The sequence below is a fragment of the Paraburkholderia sp. EB58 genome (assembly GCF_050436665.1).
Taxonomy (GTDB): Bacteria; Pseudomonadota; Gammaproteobacteria; order Burkholderiales; family Burkholderiaceae; genus Paraburkholderia.
The window spans coordinates 505,711-526,278 of the sequence record NZ_JBNDMQ010000002.1; the positions used below are offsets into that span (position 1 = coordinate 505,711).

Annotated in this window: 22 protein-coding genes; 14 read left to right on the forward strand and 8 right to left on the reverse strand. The window is 62.9% G+C overall.

The genetic code is table 11. The features are described from left to right. Positions 1–69: 69 nt before the first annotated feature. Genes pxpA through pxpB form a run of 3 tightly spaced genes read right to left on the reverse strand, consistent with a single transcriptional unit; the run spans position 70 to position 2,543 of the window. Positions 70–822 carry a 5-oxoprolinase subunit PxpA gene (gene pxpA, locus P3T40_RS04890; protein WP_429266540.1) on the reverse strand — a complete coding sequence of 251 codons (753 nt, stop codon included), beginning with the start codon at positions 820–822 and terminating at the stop codon, positions 70–72. Between the two features lie 18 nt (positions 823–840). Further along, positions 841–1,893, reverse strand: coding sequence for a biotin-dependent carboxyltransferase family protein (locus tag P3T40_RS04895; protein WP_429266541.1), 1,053 nt, complete (start codon positions 1,891–1,893; stop codon positions 841–843). Continuing rightward, entirely contained in the window at positions 1,890–2,543 is a 654-nt protein-coding gene (pxpB, locus tag P3T40_RS04900) for a 5-oxoprolinase subunit PxpB (RefSeq protein ID WP_429266542.1), read from the reverse strand. The genes P3T40_RS04895 and pxpB overlap by 4 nt, the downstream gene beginning before the upstream one ends. A 216-nt stretch (positions 2,544–2,759) precedes the next feature. Here pxpB and P3T40_RS04905 point away from each other — a divergent pair, with 216 nt between their 5' ends. Then, positions 2,760–3,272 carry a winged helix DNA-binding protein gene (locus tag P3T40_RS04905; RefSeq protein WP_074301362.1) on the forward strand — a complete coding sequence of 171 codons (513 nt, stop codon included), beginning with the start codon at positions 2,760–2,762 and terminating at the stop codon, positions 3,270–3,272. Between the two features lie 60 nt (positions 3,273–3,332). On the opposite strand, the gene P3T40_RS04910 is transcribed toward P3T40_RS04905, so the two are convergent. Further along, positions 3,333–3,938 carry a 5-formyltetrahydrofolate cyclo-ligase gene (locus P3T40_RS04910; protein ID WP_429266543.1) on the reverse strand — a complete coding sequence of 202 codons (606 nt, stop codon included), beginning with the start codon at positions 3,936–3,938 and terminating at the stop codon, positions 3,333–3,335. A 20-nt stretch (positions 3,939–3,958) separates the two neighbouring features. On the opposite strand from P3T40_RS04910, the gene P3T40_RS04915 reads away from it, so the two are divergent. The 4 genes from P3T40_RS04915 to P3T40_RS04930 all read left to right on the forward strand — a co-directional run bounded on the left by P3T40_RS04915 (position 3,959) and on the right by P3T40_RS04930 (position 8,870). After that, on the forward strand, positions 3,959–5,929 hold the full coding sequence (locus tag P3T40_RS04915; protein WP_429266544.1) for a transglycosylase SLT domain-containing protein: 1,971 nt from the start codon (positions 3,959–3,961) through the stop codon (positions 5,927–5,929). Between the two features lie 74 nt (positions 5,930–6,003). Then, complete coding sequence (locus tag P3T40_RS04920) at positions 6,004–6,957, forward strand: complex I NDUFA9 subunit family protein (protein ID WP_429266545.1); 954 nt, start codon at positions 6,004–6,006, stop codon at positions 6,955–6,957. 33 nt (positions 6,958–6,990) lie between these two features. Next, a complete protein-coding gene (locus tag P3T40_RS04925; RefSeq protein ID WP_429266546.1) occupies positions 6,991–7,638 on the forward strand; it encodes a glutathione S-transferase family protein in 648 nt (215 codons plus the stop codon). Then, the gene (locus P3T40_RS04930; protein ID WP_429266547.1) at positions 7,635–8,870 is read left to right on the forward strand and encodes a multifunctional CCA addition/repair protein; all 1,236 of its coding nucleotides are present in this window, start codon (positions 7,635–7,637) and stop codon (positions 8,868–8,870) included. The genes P3T40_RS04925 and P3T40_RS04930 overlap by 4 nt, the downstream gene beginning before the upstream one ends. A 418-nt stretch (positions 8,871–9,288) precedes the next feature. On the opposite strand, the gene P3T40_RS04935 is transcribed toward P3T40_RS04930, so the two are convergent. Together P3T40_RS04935 and P3T40_RS04940 are read right to left on the reverse strand one after the other, a co-directional pair. Then, positions 9,289–9,483, reverse strand: coding sequence for a DUF2905 domain-containing protein (locus P3T40_RS04935; protein ID WP_429266548.1), 195 nt, complete (start codon positions 9,481–9,483; stop codon positions 9,289–9,291). A gap of 55 nt (positions 9,484–9,538) precedes the next feature. Further along, positions 9,539–10,726 (reverse strand): class I SAM-dependent methyltransferase, encoded by a 1,188-nt coding sequence (locus P3T40_RS04940; RefSeq protein ID WP_429266549.1) that lies wholly within the window; start codon positions 10,724–10,726, stop codon positions 9,539–9,541. Between the two features lie 13 nt (positions 10,727–10,739). Between P3T40_RS04940 and P3T40_RS04945 the strand changes: the two genes are divergently transcribed. The 6 genes from P3T40_RS04945 (at position 10,740) to P3T40_RS04970 (ending at position 17,154) form a co-directional block, all read left to right on the forward strand. Continuing rightward, positions 10,740–11,564, forward strand: a complete 825-nt coding sequence (locus P3T40_RS04945) for an SDR family oxidoreductase (RefSeq protein ID WP_429266550.1) — start codon at positions 10,740–10,742, stop codon at positions 11,562–11,564. Between the two features lie 79 nt (positions 11,565–11,643). Further along, the gene (locus tag P3T40_RS04950; protein WP_429266551.1) at positions 11,644–12,039 is read left to right on the forward strand and encodes a dihydroneopterin aldolase; all 396 of its coding nucleotides are present in this window, start codon (positions 11,644–11,646) and stop codon (positions 12,037–12,039) included. Between the two features lie 3 nt (positions 12,040–12,042). Next, the gene (gene ttcA / locus P3T40_RS04955) at positions 12,043–13,059 is read left to right on the forward strand and encodes a tRNA 2-thiocytidine(32) synthetase TtcA (RefSeq protein WP_429266552.1); all 1,017 of its coding nucleotides are present in this window, start codon (positions 12,043–12,045) and stop codon (positions 13,057–13,059) included. A gap of 157 nt (positions 13,060–13,216) precedes the next feature. After that, entirely contained in the window at positions 13,217–14,578 is a 1,362-nt protein-coding gene (gene glmU / locus P3T40_RS04960) for a bifunctional UDP-N-acetylglucosamine diphosphorylase/glucosamine-1-phosphate N-acetyltransferase GlmU (protein ID WP_429266553.1), read from the forward strand. Positions 14,579–14,639: 61 nt separating this feature from the next. Then, positions 14,640–16,457 carry a glutamine--fructose-6-phosphate transaminase (isomerizing) gene (gene glmS, locus P3T40_RS04965; protein ID WP_429266554.1) on the forward strand — a complete coding sequence of 606 codons (1,818 nt, stop codon included), beginning with the start codon at positions 14,640–14,642 and terminating at the stop codon, positions 16,455–16,457. A gap of 235 nt (positions 16,458–16,692) precedes the next feature. After that, entirely contained in the window at positions 16,693–17,154 is a 462-nt protein-coding gene (locus tag P3T40_RS04970) for a lipocalin-like domain-containing protein (RefSeq protein WP_429266555.1), read from the forward strand. Between the two features lie 51 nt (positions 17,155–17,205). Here the strand turns inward: P3T40_RS04970 and P3T40_RS04975 are convergent, their stop codons facing one another. Both P3T40_RS04975 and P3T40_RS04980 read right to left on the reverse strand, forming a co-directional pair. Beyond that, the gene (locus P3T40_RS04975; RefSeq protein ID WP_429266556.1) at positions 17,206–17,544 is read right to left on the reverse strand and encodes a hypothetical protein; all 339 of its coding nucleotides are present in this window, start codon (positions 17,542–17,544) and stop codon (positions 17,206–17,208) included. Between the two features lie 131 nt (positions 17,545–17,675). Beyond that, positions 17,676–18,020, reverse strand: coding sequence for a hypothetical protein (locus tag P3T40_RS04980; RefSeq protein WP_429266557.1), 345 nt, complete (start codon positions 18,018–18,020; stop codon positions 17,676–17,678). Positions 18,021–18,404: 384 nt separating this feature from the next. On the opposite strand from P3T40_RS04980, the gene P3T40_RS04985 reads away from it, so the two are divergent. The 3 genes from P3T40_RS04985 (at position 18,405) to P3T40_RS04995 (ending at position 20,376) form a co-directional block, all read left to right on the forward strand. Then, positions 18,405–18,653 carry a hypothetical protein gene (locus P3T40_RS04985; RefSeq protein WP_429266558.1) on the forward strand — a complete coding sequence of 83 codons (249 nt, stop codon included), beginning with the start codon at positions 18,405–18,407 and terminating at the stop codon, positions 18,651–18,653. A gap of 144 nt (positions 18,654–18,797) precedes the next feature. Next, positions 18,798–19,451 carry a lytic transglycosylase domain-containing protein gene (locus P3T40_RS04990; RefSeq protein WP_429266559.1) on the forward strand — a complete coding sequence of 218 codons (654 nt, stop codon included), beginning with the start codon at positions 18,798–18,800 and terminating at the stop codon, positions 19,449–19,451. Between the two features lie 181 nt (positions 19,452–19,632). After that, positions 19,633–20,376: a DUF2242 domain-containing protein gene (locus P3T40_RS04995; RefSeq protein ID WP_429266560.1), complete on the forward strand. Its 744-nt coding sequence runs from the start codon at positions 19,633–19,635 to the stop codon at positions 20,374–20,376. Positions 20,377–20,568 lie beyond the last annotated feature (192 nt).

Genomic DNA, 20,568 nt, shown 5'->3' on the forward strand with positions numbered 1-20,568 from the left:
TGGCAAACGCCCCGCGCGGGGCGGGGCGTTGCTTGCTCTGTGGCTGACCGTTGCGCGGGGCGCTTCGGCTCAGGCGCGCGCGGCGTTGGCCGCGTGCACTTCGATGCCGGCGCTCTCGAGCGCGGCGCGGATGCGGCGCGCAAACGCCAGCGCATGAGGCCCGTCGCCATGCAGGCAGATGGTCTGCGCGTTGAGCGGCACCCAGCGGCCGTCGACAGCCTGCACGCGTTGCTCGCGCACCATCGCAAGGGTGCGTTCGAGCACCTCTTCTTCGTCGTCGAGCAGCGCGCCGGGCTCCTTGCGCGGCACGAGCGAGCCGTCGGAGCGATAGCCACGGTCGGCGAAGACCTCCTCGATGGCGATCAGGCCGGCTTCCCGGGCGGCCGTCACGAGCCCGCTGTTGGCGAGAGCGAACACCGCCACCGACGGATCGAAATCATGCACCGCGGATACGATCGCATCGGCGATCTTCGGGTCGCGCGCGGCCTGGTTGTAGAGCGCGCCGTGCGGCTTGACGTGCGCGATGCGCCCGCCTTCGGCCTGGGCGATCGCCGAGAGCGCGCCCAACTGGTACAGCACGCCGGCGTAAATCTCGTTGGCGGGCAGGTCCATTTCCTTGCGGCCGAAGTTCTCCGGATCGTTGAAGCTCGGATGCGCGCCAATCGACACGCCCTTTTTGACAGCCCAGCGGACGCAGTCGTGCATCGCATTGGCGCCGCCCGCGTGCCAGCCGCACGCAATATTGGCCGAACTGACGAGGTCGAGCAGCGCTTCGTCGGATCCACAACCCTCGCCGAGATCGGCATTCAAATCGATTTCCATAATGTCCTCTACTTGGTCTTACAACGCTGCTAGCGCCGGCTGGCGTGCACAGCGTTCCTCATGCATCGCGATCGCGGCGTCGATCTGCCGCAGATACGCCCGTTCTTCGAGTAAAGCCTGACGCGCCTCTTGAGGCGTCGTCGGGATAAAGCGGATCGCGCCGTTCAGGCGCACCTGGGCGAGCTTCCACAGATCGGCCTGGATCACCGCGCCGATCTTCGGATAACCGCCGGTGGTCTGCGCGTCGCTCAACAGCACGATCGGCTGGCCATTCGGCGGCACCTGGATCGTGCCCGGCATCACCGCGTGCGACAGCAGGTCGGTCTTGTGCTTGCGCTTGAGCTCCGTGCCGGCAAGCCGGTACCCCATGCGGTTGCTGTTCGGCGTGACGAGCCATTCGTCCGACCAGAATGCCTCTTGAGCGCTTGCCGGGAACTGATCGTATTCAGACCCTGGCAGCACGCGGATGGGCGCGGCCCAAGGCACACCGGACGGGTGCCGGCCGCGGCGCAGCGGCTCGTGAACGAGCACGAACTTGCACCAGGCAGGCGCCTTCACGCCGAACTCAGGCGCTTGCGGACTAAAGCCGAAGCCCGCGCGCGGCGCCGGCGCGCCGACCGGCAAGCGGTCGCCGTCGCGCAGCGCCCGGCCACCGAGGCCGCCGAACTGGCCGGCGAGGTCCGTGCTGCGCGAGCCGAGCATCGGCAGTACATCGATTCCGCCGGCGATGCAGACATAGCCGCGCATGCCGCGCTTCGCCGCCTGCAGCGTCAACTCCTGGCCGGCTCGCACCGGCAGGCTCCACCACGAATAGACCGGTTTGCCATCAAGTGTGGCGCCGAATTCGGTGCCGGTGATCGCGATCCGGGTAGCGCGCAGAAAGCGTAGCACGGTCGGCCCAAAGGTGATCTCGAGGCAGGCAGCATCCGGCCGGTTGCCGACGAGGCGATTGCCGACCTCGAGCGAGAGCCGGTCGAGCGCGCCGCTCATCGCCACGCCGAGGTGCCGGTAGCCATGTCGGCCAAGATCCTGAACCGTGGTCAAAAGACCCGCGCGAATCACGTCGATCATGCCGCTATCCCCGCCACGGTGAAGCGCACCCGGTCGCCCGGCTGCAGCAGGGTGGGCGGCGAGCGCGCCGGATCGAACAAAGGGACGGAGGTACGGCCGATCAGTTGCCAGCCACCCGGCGACGTGGCCGGGTAGACGCCGGTCTGCTCCCCGCCGATGCCGACCGAGCCCGCCGGCACTTCGACTCGTGGCGACGAGCGGCGCGGCGTGTGCAGCGCTTTGTCGAGCCCGCCCATATAGGCAAAGCCGGGCTGAAAGCCGAGAAAGAACACGATGTACTCGCCTGCCGCATGGCGGTTGACCACCTCTTTCGCCGACAGCCCGGTGTGACTGGCCACGGTCTGCAGATCTGGGCCGAACTCGCCGCCGTACTGCACCGGAATCTCGACCTCGCGGCCGCCGACCGACGCTGCACCGTCGGCATCCCACGCCGCCAGCAACTGGCCGGCGAGCGCCGCGCTATCCGCTGCCAGCGGATCGAACACGATGGTCAGGTTGTTCATGCCGGGCACGACCTCGAGCACATGCGGCCAGGCGTGCGCCGCCTCGGCGGCCGCCCAGACGCGCCGCTGGCAGTCGAGCGTGGCTGGCGCGGGCGCCTCGCACACTAGCGCGGCATCGCCGAACTGAAAGATTCGTGGTTGCGTCATCGCTGATTCATTCAGGTTGGATCGGAAACCTTGCCAAGGTGGCAAGGGCACCGCTCATAACTGGTTATCGGCACCAGGAGCGTCATCCATGATGTATAGCCTACATTCTCAATAAAATATCGACAATTTATCAATAAGCGTTTTTGCCAGGCACCCAAAAAGAGGCGCTCGTCGTACACTTCGTGCACCTCTATTCGTGCATTGAGAACACCTGTCATGTCGCGTCAACCGACCAAAATCGTCTCCTCGGAACATCTTGTTTCTGAAACAAGCGCGGAGCTGTCCGAGCTGGAGTACGGACTCATCATGGCGAGCAACGCGTTCAATCGCTGGATGGTGCGTTGCATGTCGGCGGCGGGCGAAAAGGACATGACCGCCATCGAGGTGTCGCTGCTGCACCACGTCAGCCATCGCGAGCGCCGCAAGAAACTCGCCGACATCTGCTTCGTGCTGAACATCGAAGACACTCACGTTGCCACCTACGCTTTGAAGAAGCTGGTAGCTAGAGGGTATGTAAAAAGCGAAAAGACCGGCAAGGAAGTGTTCTTCTCGGCGACGCAATCCGGGCGCGATCTGTGTCTCAAGTACCGCGAGGTGCGCGAAAGCTGCCTGATAGCCACGCTCAAGGAGAGCGGCCTGACGAATGAGCAGATCGGCGAGGCCGCGCAGTTGATGCGTAACGCTTCAGGGCTGTATGACACGGCGGCGCGGGCGGCGGCGTCGCTGTAACTCCACTTTAACTCCGCTTTAACTTTTTAATTTCACACGCCTTGAGGCTCTCCCGCTTTGCTAACCTTGCTGGCCTTGCTCCGGATAGCAGGCCGCCTCGGTGACGACCATGTCGAGCGGGATGTCGTGGGCTTCGCGCCGCAGCGCGTCGGTGCGGCAGGCTTCGTTGGCCACGCCGACGGTGATGGGTTTCATCTTGCCGGGCCACGTCGCGAGCGTGCGATCGTAGTAGCCGCCGCCATAACCTAACCGATAGCCGTCGGCATCGAAGCCGACGCACGGCACGAACAGCAGGTCGGGCACCACGACCACTTCCTCGGCTGGCTCAGGAATCCGGTGATGACCGATTTTCATCGGCGTATCGGGCGCCCACGCATGGAACTCCAGCGCTTCGCCACGCTTCCTGACCACGGGCAGACTCGCTTGCCGGTGCAAACCGGGCGCCAGCCAGATGGCGATCGCGGCACGTGCATCGAACTCGCCCGGCAGTGGCCAGTAAAACCCGACACACGCCGGCTCGTAACGTTTGAGCGCATCGAGCAATCGGCGGCTCAACGCCTCCGTCCCGGCAGGCCCGAGAGCCGCATGCAGACGTGTTTCCAGCAGCGTTTTACGGAGCGCGTTTTTCGATTCCGGAATGGGGTTGCGTGCTATGCTTTGGTTCAATTCGCGCTCCAGAAACAACGATGTCAAAACGCCTTTTTCGAGTATATCGCGCGGCAGGTCTTGCGCTTGCCGCTGCAGCACTCGTCGCTTGCAGCACGGCTTCGGCCGTCAAGCCCGTCCCCCTTTCGCAACTCTCCAACGACGACCAGATTTTTGTGCAGCTCCGTGAGGCAGCGCGCAATAACGATCCTGCACGCGCAGCGCAACTGGCGGCGATGATTCCGGACTATCCGGCTCCGGGCTATGTGGAGTACTTCCAGCTCAAGCCGCAACTGTTCGATTCGAGCGGGCATCCGCAAGTCGATACGCCGGACGCGCCGGTGCTGTCGTTCCTTCAGAAGTACGACGGCCAGGCGATCGCCGACCGGCTGCGCAACGACTACCTGGTGGTGCTCGGCGCGCGTCATGACTGGAACAACTTCGACCAGCAATATGCGCGCTTCGTGCTCAACGACGACACGCAGGTCAAGTGCTACGCGCTCGAATCGCGCGCCGCTCGTGGTGAGAACGTGGCGGATGCAGCACATGCGCTGCTGGTGGAGCCGAAGTGGTATGGCGACGGTTGCGTCGATCTGATCACGGCGCTCGCCCTGAAACAGCAGTTCAGCGCGGACGACGTCTGGCAACAGATTCGCCTCGCTTATGAACAGAACTACACAAATGTCGGCAGCAAACTGGTCGATGCGCTCGGCAACCAGCGCCCCGACCCGGTCCTGTTCGACCAGGCGGCGAGCACGCCGCCGTTGCTGCTGGCGCGTGGTGTCGGGCCCGATTCGCAGTCGCATCAACTGGCCTTGCTGGCGATCACACGCATGGCGCGCAACGACCCGGCGATGGCCGCGGCCACCTTCGCCTCCGTGGCGCCATCGCTGAGTTCGCCTGAGCGGGCGATCGGCTGGGGTACGATTGCCTATCAGGCCGCGGCCAAGCAGATGCCGACCGCAGTGGACTGGTACCGGCTGTCGGCGAACGCGCCGTTGCTGTCGAACCCGGCATATGAATGGCGTACCCGCAGCGCGCTGCTGGCCGGCGACTGGACGATGGTGCGCTGGTCGATCGAGCAGATGCCGGCCGCTTTGCGCAGCCAGCCGTCATGGGTCTACTGGCACGCGCGCGCGCTCAAGGAGGCAGGCGACACCACGCAGGCCAACCAGGAATTCACCCAGATCGCTTCGGGCTACAACTTCTACGGCCAGCTCGCCACGGAAGAACTGGGCCAGAAGATCACGGTCCCGCCGAAAACCATGGTGTCCGACGCGGAAGTGCAGCAGGCGGCGAACACGCCGGGTCTCGCGCTCGCGCAACGCTTCTATCAGATGAACCTGCGGCTCGAAGGCAATCGCGAATGGAACTGGCCGCTGCGCAGCATGACCGACCGGCAACTGCTGGCGGTGGCCGAGTACGCGCGCCGTCTCGAACTGTATGACCGCACCGTCAACACGGCGGACCGCACGAAGACCGAGCACGATTTCTCGCTGCGCTACCTGTCGCCGTTCCGCGACATCGTCGAGCGCGATGCGCAGACGAACGGGCTCGATGTCGAGTGGGCGTATGGGCTGATCCGCCAGGAATCGCGCTTCATCATGAATGCGCGCTCCGAAGTGGGCGCGAGCGGCCTGATGCAGTTGATGCCGGGCACCGCGCAACTGGTGGCGAAGAAGATCGGCCTCGGTCCGATTTCGCGCGAGCAGATGAACGATATCAACACGAACATCCTGCTCGGCACCAACTACCTGTCGATGATCTACAATCAGTTCGACGGGTCCGCCGTGCTTGCCACCGCCGGTTACAACGCCGGTCCGGGCCGTCCGAAGGCATGGCGGGAAGGGCTCGCGCACCCGGTTGAGGGAGCGGTCTTCGCGGAGACGATCCCGTTCAACGAAACCCGCGACTACGTCAAGAATGTGCTGTCCAACACGGTCTACTACGCGGCACTGTTCGAAGGCCGTCCGCAATCGCTGAAGGCGCGTTTGGGTTATATCGCGCCGTAAGCGTCGTGCCGCCGCGTGCCACGCGGCGGCACCTCACTCCAGCCGTTGCCGCGGCTTCCACCAGGGAGTCGGAAATGCGACATCAAGCCATTGCGATCATCGGCGGCTCCGGTTTCATCGGCAGCCATCTCGTCAACGCGCTCGTCGAGCTCGGCAAAGACGTGCGCATTGCTACGCGCCGCCGCTACAACGCGCGTCATCTCACCCTGCTGCCCATCGACGTGATCGAAACCGACGTGTTCGATCCGGTCCAGCTCGCGCGCTTCGTCGAGAACGCCGACGCGGTGATCAACCTCGTCGGTACGCTGCATGGCGGTCGCGGCACACCGTATGGCCCCGAGTTCGCGAAGGTGCACGTCGAGTTGCCGACGAAGATCGTGGCCGCATGCGAAGGCAAGGGCGTGCACCGGTTGATCCATATCAGCGCGCTCGGCGCCGACACGAATGGTCCGAGCATGTATTTGCGCTCCAAAGGCGATGGCGAAAAGGCGGTGCGCGCATCCACGCTCGCCACGACGATCTTCCGGCCTTCGGTCGTGTTCGGACCGGAGGACACGTTCCTCAACCAGTTCGCGTTTTTGCAACGGGTCTTCCCGGTGATTCCGCTGGCGAGCCCGGATGCGCAATTCCAGCCGGTGTTCGTCGCCGATGTCGCGAAGGCGATCGTAAACGTACTCGATCTCGATGCCGCCAGTGGCCGCAGCTACGAACTGGGCGGCCCGACCGTCTACACGCTGGAGCAACTGGTGAAGTACTGTGGCGATGCGATCGGGCGTCACGCACGGATCATCCGGCTGCCGGATGCGTTGGCGCGGCTGCAGGCGTTCACCTTCGAAATGGCGCCGGGCGAGCCCTTGATCTCGCGCGACAATCTGGATTCGATGAAGATGCCGAGCGTGCTGAGTGGTCCGCTTGCGCCTGAACTGGGCATTGAGCCGGCCAGCATCGAGACAATTGCGCCCGTGTATCTGACCGGCGCGTCGACCCGCTCGCGCTTCAATACTTTCCGTGCCAACGCCGGGCGTTGAATTCTCTGTTGTCCATTTCTTTCTCTATCAGGCATGAAACTCGTTATTGGTGACAAGAACTATTCGTCGTGGTCGATGCGTCCGTGGGTGCTGTTGAAGCACTTCGGCATTCCGTTCGAGGAAGTGTGTGTCGAGATGTATGAAGCCGGCTCAAAAGCCGCGATCCTTGCGCATTCGCCTTCGGGCAAAGTGCCTAGTCTCGCTACGGACGAGGGGCTGTCGGTGTGGGATTCGCTAGCGATCGCCGAGACGCTGGCTGAGCGTTTCCCGCAGCATGCATTGTGGCCGCGTGATCCGGTGGCGCGTGGCCACGCGCGCAGCATCAGTGCCGAGATGCATTCGGGCTTTGGCGAGATGCGCTCGAACATGTGGATGAACATTCGTGCGTCGTTCGCGGGCATGGGTGCGACGCCGGGCGCGCTCGCCGATATTGCGCGGATCGATGCGATCTGGAGCGGTTGCGTCGAGCAGTACGGCGGCCCATTTTTGTTCGGCGAGTTCAGCATTGCGGATGCGATGTATGCACCGGTGGTGATGCGCTTCAACACATGGAAACCGGCGCTGTCTGAAACAGCGGCGGCGTACGCCCGACGCGTGACGGAACTGCCGGCCGTGCACGCGTGGATTGAGGACGCGCGGCGCGAGAGCCACGCGATCCCTGTCTACGATAGGTGCGCATGAATATCTACGCGGTAGGCGGCGCGATCCGCGACGAGTTGCTGGGCGTGCCGGTTCAGGACCGCGATTACGTGGTGGTGGGCGCGACGCCTGAGCAGATGGTGGCGCAAGGCTACCGTCCGGTGGGCAAGGATTTTCCGGTGTTTCTGCACCCGCAGACGCACGAGGAATACGCGCTGGCACGCACCGAGCGCAAGACGGCGGCGGGCTACCACGGCTTCCAGTTCTTCTACGCGCCGGACGTGACGCTGGAGGAGGATCTGGCCCGGCGCGACCTGACGATCAACGCGATGGCGCGCGAGGTGCTGCCGGATGGCACGCTGACCGGGCCGGTGATCGATCCGTTCAATGGACAGGGTGACTTGCAGGCGCGCGTCTTCCGCCACGTCAGCGATGCGTTCCTTGAGGATCCGGTGCGGATCTTGCGCGTCGCGCGGTTTGCCGCGCGCTTCACCGATTTCACGGTGGCGCCGCAGACGCTGGAACTGATGCGCAAGATGGTGAGTGCGGGCGAGGTGGATGCACTGGTGCCGGAGCGGGTGTGGCAGGAGTTGTCACGCGGCTTGATGGAGGCGCGGCCGTCGCGGATGTTTGAGGTGTTGCGTGAGTGCGGCGCGCTTGCGCGGATTTTGCCGGAGATCGAGGCGTTGTGGGGCGTGCCGCAGCGGGCTGATTATCATCCGGAGGTGGATACTGGTGTGCATGTGATGATGGTGGTGGATCATGCCGCGGCGCGGGGGTATGCGTTGGCGGTACGGTTTGCTGCGCTGACGCATGATCTGGGTAAAGCGACCACGCCGGAGGATGTGTTGCCGCGGCACATTGGGCATGAAGGGCGCAGTGTGGATTTGCTCAAGCCGTTGTGCGAACGGTTGCGGGTGCCGAATGAGTGTCGGGATTTGGCGGTTCTCGTTGCACGGGAGCATGGGAATATTCATCGGGTGATGGAGATGGGTGCCGCTGGCGTTGTGCGGTTGTTTGAGCGCTGTGATGCGCTTAGGAAACCTGCGCGGTTTGCTGAGGCTCTTCAGGCTTGTGAGGCCGATGCGCGTGGGCGGTTAGGGTTTGAGGCGAGGGAGTATCCGCAGGCTGAACGGCTTCGTATCGGTCTTGTCGCTGCGCGGGCTGTTGATGCTGGAGCCGTTGCGCTTGCTCTTGCTGATAAGCCTTCGCTCATTAAGGATGCTGTGCATCGGGAGAGGGTGAGGGTTGTTGCTGCGGCTTTTGGGGAGTAGGTTTTTTTTGCATGCGCGGCCGATGGATTTACTAATGGTGGGATGCGAGTGGGAGCTGGCGAAGTCATATGAGAGAAAGTTCGCAAACCTAAATATCGGCGCGACAGGATGAGTACATCAAGATGCGGATTATGCCCTTCGGCGGGGCGCGCAGCGCGACGCTGGAACGGATGAGTGCTGTGTCACGAACGCGGGTGGTGCGAGGGCACGTCTCGTGTTGGGCCGTTTCCGGTCGAAGACCGAGATGGCTGACTACAGGCTGGCGGTTGCAGCCCGCTTTCTTTGCTTACTTTCTTTGCGGCGGCAAAGAAAGTGAGTGCCGCCCCGCACAGGGGCGAAGCTAATAAACCACTAACAAAGCAAGGAAAGGCCAACGCCGTAGGAACACCAACCATAGCGCCGCGCAGGCAAAATAAACTTACAGCACCCGCGCTATCAACGACAAAACCATAGACAAAACAAGCGTAGACATAAACGGAAACGGATACTCCTTCCCGAACAACCGAAGAGTCACATCCCCGGGCATCCGCCCAATCCCAAGCTTACGCAGCCAGGGCCAGCACGACGACAGAATGGCCACGGCGATAAACGTAGTCAACAACCACCGAATCATCGCGAGCCCCCAACGGAAGTGAACCCAACGGAACTGCCAACCCACACGAACGTGTTCACAAGGTATGCGTCCGATCCCCGCTCGCAAACGCATCGAGTGTCTCCTCAATGCCCCGCGAAAACGCAATCACCTTGAACAGCTCACCCATCTCCGCCTCTGACAACAACTTCTGCACCGAATTAGCCGCCGGCAAAAACCGCGCCGTATCCGCAGGGTCAATCTCACCCAACACTTCAGTAATTCCGGCATTCAGAAGAAACCGCGCCTGCGACGTATACCCCAACAAATCCGCCCCCGTCTCGACGCCCGCCTCGGCAATCCCCGTAAACTCCACGTGCGCCGTAATGTCCTGCAAACCCGGATAAACAAACGGATCACCATGCGCACGATGCCGGTAGTGACACATCAACGTCCCCTGCGCACGCTGCGCATGGTAGTACTCATGGCGCGGAAAACCATAGTCGATCAACAACGCCGCGCCCCGCGTCAGCATCGTGCAGATCGTCCGCGTAAAGGCCCGCGCCGCGTCGTGCGTCTCCGTGACGTACTCGCCGTCCACTTCGATGCCCGTCAGAAATTCCACGTCCTGTGCTGCGCTCACCGGCCGGTCTTCAAAGTCAAAATCACCCTCGCGCAACGTCACGCCGCGCTCGTGCCAGACGCCGTCGGTATGAGAGAAAAGCCGCACCGGCATCGCGTCCAGGACTTCGTTGCCGATCACGACCCCCTCGAACTGCTCCGGCAGCGCGTCCAGCCAGCGCACCCGCGCGGCCAGCGCCGGCGCCTCAGCCTCGAGCGTCGCGCGTTGGCGTTCACGCAGTTCGCCCGACAGATCAACGATCGAGTACGTGTCGAACTGCGCGCCCAGTGCATCCAGCGCCTTCAGCAGGCCCGCCGCAAGCTTGCCCGTGCCGGCGCCGAATTCCATCAGGTGCCGCGTGCCGCTCGCCTCGAGTGCCTGCGCGACCGGTCGGGCCAGCGTCGCGGCGAACAGCGGCGACAGTTCCGGCGCCGTGACGAAGTCGCTGCCATCCTCCGGTCGGCGGCCGAATTTGACCGATCCACCGCCGTAGTAGCCCAGTCCCGGCGCGTATAAGGCGCGCTCCATATAGCGGTCAAACGGCAGCCAGCCGCCGGCTTGCGCGATCTCCGTGCGGATCCGCTCAGCCAGCGCTTCCGACTGCGCAAGCGCGGTCGGGCCGGGAGCAGGTAAACTGTCGGGTTGGTGAGCTTTCGGATTCATCCGCGTATTGTAAATGACCGTCCCCTCCGATACTTCCGCAGTCCACGCCCGTCCGGCCGCCGTCGCGCGGGTCGTGCTGATCACCGGCGCCGCCCGGCGGATCGGCCGCGCCCTCGCGCTTGGCTTTGCCAGCCGGGGCTGGGACGTCGCCGTCCATTACGGGAAATCGAAGGCCGAAGCGGACGAGGTGGTCGCCGAAATCGCCGCGCTCGGACGCCGGGCGGTTGCGCTGCAGGCGGACCTGGCCATCGAGGCCGAGGTCGCCCAGCTCGTGCCGGACTGCACGGCGGCGCTTGGCCGGCCGGTATGTATCGTCAACAATGCTTCCCAGTTCGACGAAGATACCGCCCAGAACGTCAGTTATGAGCATCTGCTGAGCCATATGGCCGCTAATGTCGGCGCGCCGCTCGTGCTGGCGCGTATGCTGTACGAGGCCACGCCGGAAGCCGCGCGCAGCGACGAAACGCAGCGCGCCGTCGTCATCAACGTGCTGGACCAGAAGCTGTACAACATGAACCCGGACTACCTGTCCTACACGCTGTCCAAGGCGGCGTTGCAGACAGCCACCGTCGCGCTCGCCCAGGCTTTGGCGCCGAAGCTGCGCGTGGTGGGCCTCGCGCCCGGTCTGACGCTGCAGTCGGGCGATCAGACGCCGGAAGGCTTTGAGGCGGCGCATCGTGTCACCCCGCTCGGCCGTGCGTCGCGGCCCGAGGATATTGTTGCCGCCGCGCTGTATCTGGCCGAAGCGGCGGGCGTGACCGGGACGACGCTGGTCGTCGACGGTGGTCAGCACCTGGTGCCGTCCCCGCGCGACGTGATGTTTTTGACGGGCGCCTGAACGCGCGCGGCCTTGGAGGCCGTCGTGCATTGAAGCGCCCCCTTGCGTGCTCCGCACGCCTTTTTAGATTGGAACGACCATGTTTGCCGCTCTTTCGCACCCCCGGCTAGCCGATTGCCGCCGGCTTTTTCTGCGCAACTACGAAGTGCACATCAACATCGGCGTGCACGACTTCGAAAAGCGCGGCGAGCAGCGCGTCGTGATCAACGTCGAACTGTACGTGCCGCTCGCGCTGTCGACCCCCGTCGAAGACAAGCTGCGCGAAGTCGTCGACTACGACTTCATGCGTGCCACCATCGCGCGCCGCGTCGAGCGGGGTCACATCCATCTGCAGGAAACGCTCTGCGACGATCTCTTGACCGCGCTGCTCGCCCATCCGCAGGTGCGCGCGGCTCGCGTGTCTACGGAAAAGCCGGACGTGTACCCGGATTGCGATGCGGTCGGCGTCGAAGTCTTCCGTATCAAGGAGGATTGAGCCATGAACGCTCCCGAAATCCTGAGCGCGGAGACTCCGCAGCCCACGGCAGCTGAAGCAACGATAGCCGCCGCGACCGCCGATCGCCCCGCCAAGCCCGCGCTCACGCGCCGCGAGCAGAAAGAGGCGTACGAGAACAACAAGCTCTTCAAGCGCCTCGCGCGCCTCGTCGGTCAGGCGATCGGCGACTTCAACATGATCGAGGAAGGCGACAAGGTGATGGTGTGCCTGTCGGGCGGCAAAGACAGCTACGCCATGCTCGACGTGCTGATGCGCCTGCGCGAACGTGCACCGATTCACTTCGACATCGTCGCGGTGAACCTCGACCAGAAGCAGCCGGGCTTTCCGGAGCACGTGCTGCCGGAATACCTGAAGCAACTGGACATCCCGTTCCACATCGAGAATCAGGACACCTACAGCATCGTCAAGCGGCTGGTGCCGGAAGGCAAGACCACCTGTTCGCTGTGCTCGCGGCTGCGGCGCGGCATCCTGTACCGCGTGGCGGGCGAACTGGGCGCGACCAAGATCGCGCTGGGTCACCATCGCGACGACATCCTGCAGACGCTGCTCCTGAACCTGTTCTACGGCGGCAAGCTGAAGGGCATGCCACCGAAGCTGCAATCGGATGACGGCAAGAACATTGTGATCCGGCCGCTCGCCTACGTGAAGGAAACGGATCTGGAGAAATACGCGGAATTGCGCGAATTTCCGATCATTCCGTGCAACCTGTGCGGCAGCCAGCCCAATCTGAAGCGCGCGGAAATGAAGGCGCTGATCCGCGATTGGGACAAGCGCTTCCCGGGCCGCGTCGGGAATATGTTCAACGCGCTGTCGAACATCGTGCCGTCGCATCTGATGGATCACAAGCTGTTCCCGTTCGCCGGTCTGCGCGCAACGGGCGAGGCCGATCCGCAGGGCGACATCGCCTTCGACGAAGAGCCGTGCTCTACCGACGCCAGCGACGGCTTGACGCTCAATGGTTCGAAGCCGATTTCGATTGTGCAATTTGACGATCTGTGAAGTGACCCGGGTTCTTCCGGTTCTTTAGCGTCCTCAATAAACCCGGAAGCCCGACGCTTCCGGGCTCGCGCCGCTGGCGTGCGCCGTGACGGCTGATTGGCCGTCATGAGGCGCATGCTAGAATCGTCCGCTCCAAACTCCTCCCCTCGCCGATGCCATGAACATTGTGATTTTGGCGGCAGGCACCGGTAAGCGCATGCGCTCTGCGCTGCCCAAGGTGCTCCATCCCGTGGCCGGCCGGCCGCTCCTGTCTCACGTTATCGATACTGCCCGTACGCTCAAGCCCACCCGCCTCGTGGTGGTAGTGGGCCATGGCGGCGAAGCCGTGCGCGCAGCAGTGGCGGCGCCCGACGTCCTGTTTGCCGTGCAGGAGCAGCAACTCGGCACCGGGCACGCGGTGCAGCAGGCCTTGCCGCTGCTCGATCCCACGGTGTCGACGCTGGTGCTGTATGGCGACGTGCCGCTCACGCGGGCAAGCACGCTCAAACGGCTGGTCGACAGTGCCGCTGAAGGCTGCTACGGCGTCCTCACCGTGACGCTCGACGATCCGTCAGGGTACGGGCGCATCGTGCGCGACCAGACCGGCTGCGTGGTGCGAATCGTCGAGCAGAAGGACGCGACGGCTGAACAGTTGCGCATCGCCGAGATCAACACCGGCATCGTCGTGACGCCGACCGCACAACTCGGCATGTGGCTCGCCTCGCTGAAGAACGACAACGCGCAGGGCGAGTTCTATCTGACCGATGTGGTCGAGCGCGCGATCGAAGCCGGTTTCGAAGTCGTCACGGCACAGCCGGACGAAGAGTGGGAAACGTTGGGCGTCAATAGCAAGCAGCAGTTGGCAGAGCTTGAGCGGATTCACCAGCACAACATCGCCGAAGCCTTGCTGGTGGCGGGCGTGACGCTGGCTGATCCGGCGCGTATCGACGTGCGCGGCACGCTTGAATGCGGGCGCGATGTGTCGATCGACGTGAACTGCGTGTTCGAAGGGCGCGTGACGCTGGCGGACAATGTGTCGATCGGGCCGAACTGCGTGATCCGCGATGCGACGCTCGGCGCGGGCACGCGGGTCGAAGCGTTCACGCATATCGAAGGCGCCGAAATTGGCGCGAACGTGGGGCTTGGGCCGTATGCCCGGCTGCGTCCCGGGGCGTCGCTGCAGGACGAGTCGCATGTCGGCAACTTCGTCGAAGTGAAGAATGCCGTGCTCGGCCACGGCTCGAAGGCGGGTCACCTGACCTACATCGGCGACGCGGATGTCGGCGCGCGCGTGAACATCGGCGCCGGCACGATCACCTGCAATTACGATGGCGCGAACAAGCACCGCACGATTATCGAAGACGATGTGTTTGTCGGCTCGGATACGCAGTTTGTCGCGCCAGTACGGGTCGGACGCGGCGTGACGATTGCCGCGGGCACGACGATCTGGAAGGACGTTGCGGAGAATGTGCTGGTGCTCAACGACAAGACGCAGACGAGCAAGACGGGCTTTGTGCGCCCGACCAAGAAGAAAAGCTGAAGGGCACCTGCGTGCGACCACTGCACGCTCCGAGACCAAACCCCTGCAAAGGACCCAATCTATGTGCGGCATTGTTGGCGCGGTTGCGCAACGTAATATCGTTCCCGTCCTGATTGAAGGACTGCGTCGCCTCGAATATCGCGGCTACGATTCATGCGGCGTCGCCGTGCTGGCCAACGGCGAACCACGTCGCGCGCGCAGCGTCGCGCGGGTGGCGGATCTGGATGAGCAGGTGCACGAGAGCCACCTCGAAGGCGTCACCGGGATTGCGCATACGCGTTGGGCGACGCACGGCGCACCGGTCACCGACAACGCGCACCCGATTTTCTCGCGTAATTCACTGGCGCTCGTTCACAACGGCATCATTGAAAATTACGAAGCGCTGCGCGAGATGCTGCGTGGCAAGGGCTACGAATTCGTCTCGCAGACCGATACGGAAGTGATCGCGCATCTGGTGCATAGCCTGTATCAGGGCGATCTGTTCGCCGCCGTGCGTGCCGCGGTTCGGCAATTGCACGGTGCGTATGCGATTGCGGTGCTGCATAAGGACCAGCCGCATACGGTGGTGGGTGCACGGCAAGGTTCGCCGCTCGTCGTTGGCCTTGGCGACGGTGAGAATTTCCTCGCCTCGGATGCGCTGGCGCTTGCCGGCAGCACCGAGCGCTTCATCTTCCTCGAAGAAGGGGATGTGTGCGAGCTGACGCTCGAACGCGTGCGCATTGCGGACCGTGATGGCCACGACGTGCAGCGCGAAGTGCGTCAGGTGGCAGCGTATGGCGGCGCGGTCGAGCTGGGGCCGTATCGTCACTTCATGCAGAAGGAAATTTTCGAGCAGCCACGTGCGATCACGGACACGATTCCGCAAACCGAAACCTTCGATGCAACGCTGTTCGGCGAGAGCGCGGGCAAGGTGTTTGGCGGCATCGACAGCCTGCTGATTCTGGCCTGCGGCACGAGCTACTACTCGGGGCTGACCGCGAAGTACTGGCTGGAGTCGATCGCAAAGATTCCGACCCAGGTCGAGATTGCGAGTGAGTATCGCTATCGCGAGTCCGTGCCGAATCCGAAGGCACTCGTGGTGGTGATCTCGCAGTCGGGTGAGACGGCGGACACGCTCGCGGCGTTGAAGCATGCGCAGGCGCTTGGGCATCAGCATACGCTGGCGATCTGCAACGTCGGCACGAGCGCGATGGTGCGGCAGACCGAATTCTCGTTCCTGACGCATGCGGGCCGCGAGATCGGCGTGGCGTCGACCAAGGCGTTCACCACTCAACTGGTGGCGCTGTTCACGCTGGCGGTGACGCTCGGCAAGCTGCGCGGCCATGTGGGCGCGGCGCAGGAAGCGGATTTCATCAAACAGTTGCGGCACTTGCCCGCGGCGCTCAACAGCGTGCTGGCACTGGAGCCGCAGATCATTGCGTGGTCCGAAGAGTTTTCACGCAAGGAAAATGCTCTGTTCCTCGGGCGCGGCCTGCATTATCCGATCGCGCTTGAAGGTGCGCTGAAGCTCAAGGAAATCTCGTATATCCATGCAGAGGCTTATCCGGCGGGTGAGCTGAAGCACGGGCCGCTGGCTCTGGTGACCGAGGCGATGCCAGTGGTGACGGTCGCGCCGAACGATACTCTGCTCGAGAAACTGAAATCGAATATCCAGGAAGTGCGCGCGCGGGGCGGTCAGCTTTATGTGTTCGCGGATGCGGACACGAAAATCGTCAGCGAGGAAGGGATACATGTGATCCGGATGCCCGAGCATTACGGATTGTTGTCGCCGATCCTTCACGTCGTACCGCTGCAGTTGCTGGCGTATCACACGGCGTGTGCGCGTGGGACGGATGTGGATAAGCCAAGAAATCTGGCTAAGTCGGTGACGGTGGAGTGAGGGTAGGGGCTCGGCTATCGAACTCCGGCAACGGAGTTCGATAGGCCGGCAGCAACCGGATCGCAAACATTCGCTCCGGCAACGTAGCGAATCAGCTTTCTGGCGGTGAGCAATCTTGCCGCCTAGAATGTCTAAGAGTTTGCGTCACTCCTTCAGGAATTTTCCGTCCTCACCCGTGTGCAAGCCGCGGGGCGGCCCGGCTATGACGCGCAGATGTCGTCAGAGGGGAAATTCGATGACACTCCCGTCTGTCGAACAACAGCCGCAGAGCCGCGCCGGCCCGCTACTTGGAACCTGGAAGCTACAGTCCTTCACGGACGAAGACGTGGCGACCGGCCAGAAAGCCGATTTGTTCGGCGCTCACCCAAGCGGTTACCTCCACTATGGGCCCGACGGCCGGATGTACGCCATCCTGCTTAAAGAGGGGCGAAAGGCGCCTGACACGCTCATTCCAACCGACGCGGAGCGGGTCGATCTCTACAGCGGGCTTATCGCATACGCGGGGACCTACAGTATCGAGGGCGACTTGATTAGCCACCATATCGATGCATCGTGGAACCAGTTGTGGACAGGCACGACTCAAGTGCGTCAGATCAGAATCGACGGCAACTCCCTGTACATCAAGACGCTGCCCGCCAGGAACCCGCTGACCGGCAAGGAAAGCTCGGCCGTGTTGGTCTGGATCAAGGTCGAGTAGACGTGGATCCCCGGCCACGCCGGCTAAACGCGCTCACATCACAAACCCGACCTACGCAGGGGCAAACACCACAGCTCCAACATTGGCGACGTGCGTGAAGCTTCGAAAAAAGCGATAGGTCTGATCGCCGACGGTAATCTGATTTGCACCGGAATTCGTGTACTCCAGTATTTCGTCGGCCACTGCCGTCGCGATGGTGCCATGAGCAGTCAGATCGCTTTCCTCGTCAGATGGGTCTCCGACGTAGACAGAACAGACGTCTGTGCCGTGCCGCATCATCACGAGCGACTTCCCTTTGTCGAGCGAGAGCTCGAGATACTCGGCCAGCGCACGCAATGATTCTGGCGGCTGGCCCTGCGCGCTGTAAGTCAACCCTGAAGCGGTAGTCATGGTGCCGTCCCTCGTCAAAGACGTGTGTCCTCAACCCGAAGCTTACCCCGAAGGGAGCCATGGTTTCACTATGAGCGCCCATGGTTAGTCATGTTACTCCGCGTCCGAATCTCGTGGTCGGCCTGCCGCCCTCAAAGCGCCTCGTGACAAAGCGCCATCATTCTCTGCACCATGGTGCTTGCGCCGTTCAACTCCATCTCATTGGTGAAAAGTGCGTTCACGCTAGATAGCCGAACCGCGACGCCAGCTTCCAGCAAATCCTGACTGGCAATCTTCAGCGCAAGTTGACCAATCAGGATGCGGTCAAGCCAGTGCATCTTCAGCCGGTTTTTCTTGAGCCACTGGCGGCAACATTCCACAACATGATCGACGCGCCATTCCTGAGTTAAGGCATACGATGCCGCTGCAATCGCGACGAGGAAACATAGCAAGTCGGGACGCGCACTGTCGGGCTCGGTAAATTCAGGTTTGTTCATGTTTATTGGCCTGCCTACTATCGTTACTCGACGTCCGCAGATATGGGCGTGAGCATGAGAATCAACATCTGTGCACATTCTATGGCCCAGCTTATTTGACTCAGGTTATTTGACCTTTGCCTGTGGTCGGACCCCACCTCGTGGTGAGCCACGTAGTGCCTTCCATGCGGAAGTCTAAACTCGCTCACGCCCCGCGGCGGATTCCGTTCCGCTTCAGAGACCGTCCGCGCTGTCTACCGTAACCGTGCGTTACCGATCTCGTATTGCTGTTGCACCCTCAGCGAGGCGTGTCTTTTATACTGCGACCCGTAGTCCGTCACCTGGCGCCAGGTGTGAGCCTCGCAGACACACCGCCGCGCCCATCCACACACGAGTTATTTACACATGAAAGCAAGTCGCATCAGGTTTGTCCTCTTGAGCGCCGCGCTGGCGCTCGCCACGATCGGAACCGCCAACGCGGCCGGTTGCATCAAGGGCGCGGTCGTCGGCGGTGTCGCCGGTCATTACGCCGGACATCACGCCGTGGTTGGAGCCGTTGGCGGTTGCCTCGTCGGCCGGCACCTTGCCAAACAGCACGCGCAACAACAGGCCCAGCAACAGGCGGCCATGCATCAGCAGGTACAGGCGCAGTAATTCAATCGCGGCGTCCCCGTCCATCAACAGGTGGGGACGCGCCATCCATCCACAGCGTGTTTTTGACTATGTTCTGACGAATTAGTGCCTTGTTTTTGAGCAACGGTATAATGCGAGTCTTCTCCTCTCGAACGGTACCCGCTCATGAGCCGCTTACTCTGCCTGATCATGCTGTCGCTGGGCCTGGTGCAGATCGCAGCGGCCGATGAGAGCGACCACGACCGCATCTCGGACTACCTGACGCAGAAGTTCGGCGTTGCCCGGGCGAAAGCCACGCAGATCTCGGACGCCGTCCAGTCCGCCGCGGCGAAATACTCGCTGCCGCCGGCGCTCCTGCTGGCCATTATCTCGATCGAATCGCGCTTCAAGGAAAAGGCCAAGGGCCCGCGCGGTGCGACGGGCCTGATGCAGGTCGTGCCGGCCGCCCACCGCGGGCTGCTGCGGAACGTCAAGGACCTCACCGAGCCCGACGCGAATATCGAAGCAGGCTCGGCCATCCTGCACGGCTACATGCAGTCAGCCGGCGGCGATCTGAATCAGGCGCTGAAGAGCTACGGCGGCTCGCTCGCTTACGCGCAGAAGGTGAGCATGCGGATCGAGGCGTTTGCGCCGGTGGTCGCGAGGCCGGACGGCGCACCGTCTTCCGCCGCGCAGCAAGCAGCCTGCGACGCCCACGCAACCGACGACTGCCCGGCGCCGGCAAGCGGCGCGCGCTCGTTCTACATTCCTTCGGCGAACGCCGCGGCCGGACCGGCCGCGCTCGGCTTGTCGGCCGCAGCACCGGCTTCGGCGCCCTGACGGCGTCGCGGCGCTCATCCGACCACAGGGCTCGGCCCGGTCAGCGCGGGTCACGCTGACGAAATCCCTCCAAAGCTTGTTATTTCAACGCGTTACGTCGCTTGCGGGTTGTTTTCGCTTCGCCTGGCAACCGCTCTACAATGCATGCCATTCGACGTTAAGTAGTCCGCCTCCCGGAATCATGCGCACCTCATTTTCCAAAGCCACCGCAGCGTCGCTGCTCGGGCTGGTCGTGCTCGCCGCCTGTTCTAGCGCGCCGCAACCGAAGTTTCAGCAGGAACAGTTCGATACGGGCGCAAGCCCCTTTGCCCGCAATTTCAACGCAAGTACCAATGACGCCTGCGAAGCCGCCCGCCGAGCGCTGCTGAGCCAGGGTTACATGACGACGTTGACGCATTCGGATACCGTCGACGGCACGAAGAATTTCCAGCCCACCGGCGATTCGCACATCGTGGTGGAATTTCACGTCGTCTGCACGCCGGGCGAAGAAACCAGCGATACGAGCATCGTCTACGTGAACGCGGTGCAGAACGGCTTTGCGCTAAAGAAAAGCGATACGTCGGCGAGCGTCGGCCTGAGCGTGCTTGGCTCGCTGTCGTTGCCGATCCGCTCGAACAACGACGCGATGGTGAAGATATCCAGCGAGACGATCCCGTCGGGCACGTTCTATGATCGCTTCTTCGCACTGGTCGACCACTATCTGCAGACCGTCGTGAGGACCATGCCGGTCAAGTCGAGCGACGTGGTGAGCACGCCGCTTCCGGTTCCCACTGCGGTTCCGGCCGTAGCACCTGTGCCGGTGGTGCCGGCGCCGATGCTGGCGACCGCGCCGGTGGTGGCACCGCCCTCGAGCGCGCTGAACGTGCCGGTATTGATGCCGGTAGCGCCTGCTGCGCCGGATGCGTTGGGTCGCCCCCCGCCATGACGCAGCCTGCGAGTGCCCCCAGCGTGACGCAGTAACAGCCCACTGCGGTGATCATCCTTTGATCGGCCGCCGCATTTAGCGGCCGTGCGGACTTTTCCCCAGTCTTTTACTTCATATGTATATGTATGTAGTAATAGTTAACAAGGGCGCCCGCGTCCTGTGGACAAGCGGAAAATCCCCCGCCTGGTCAAC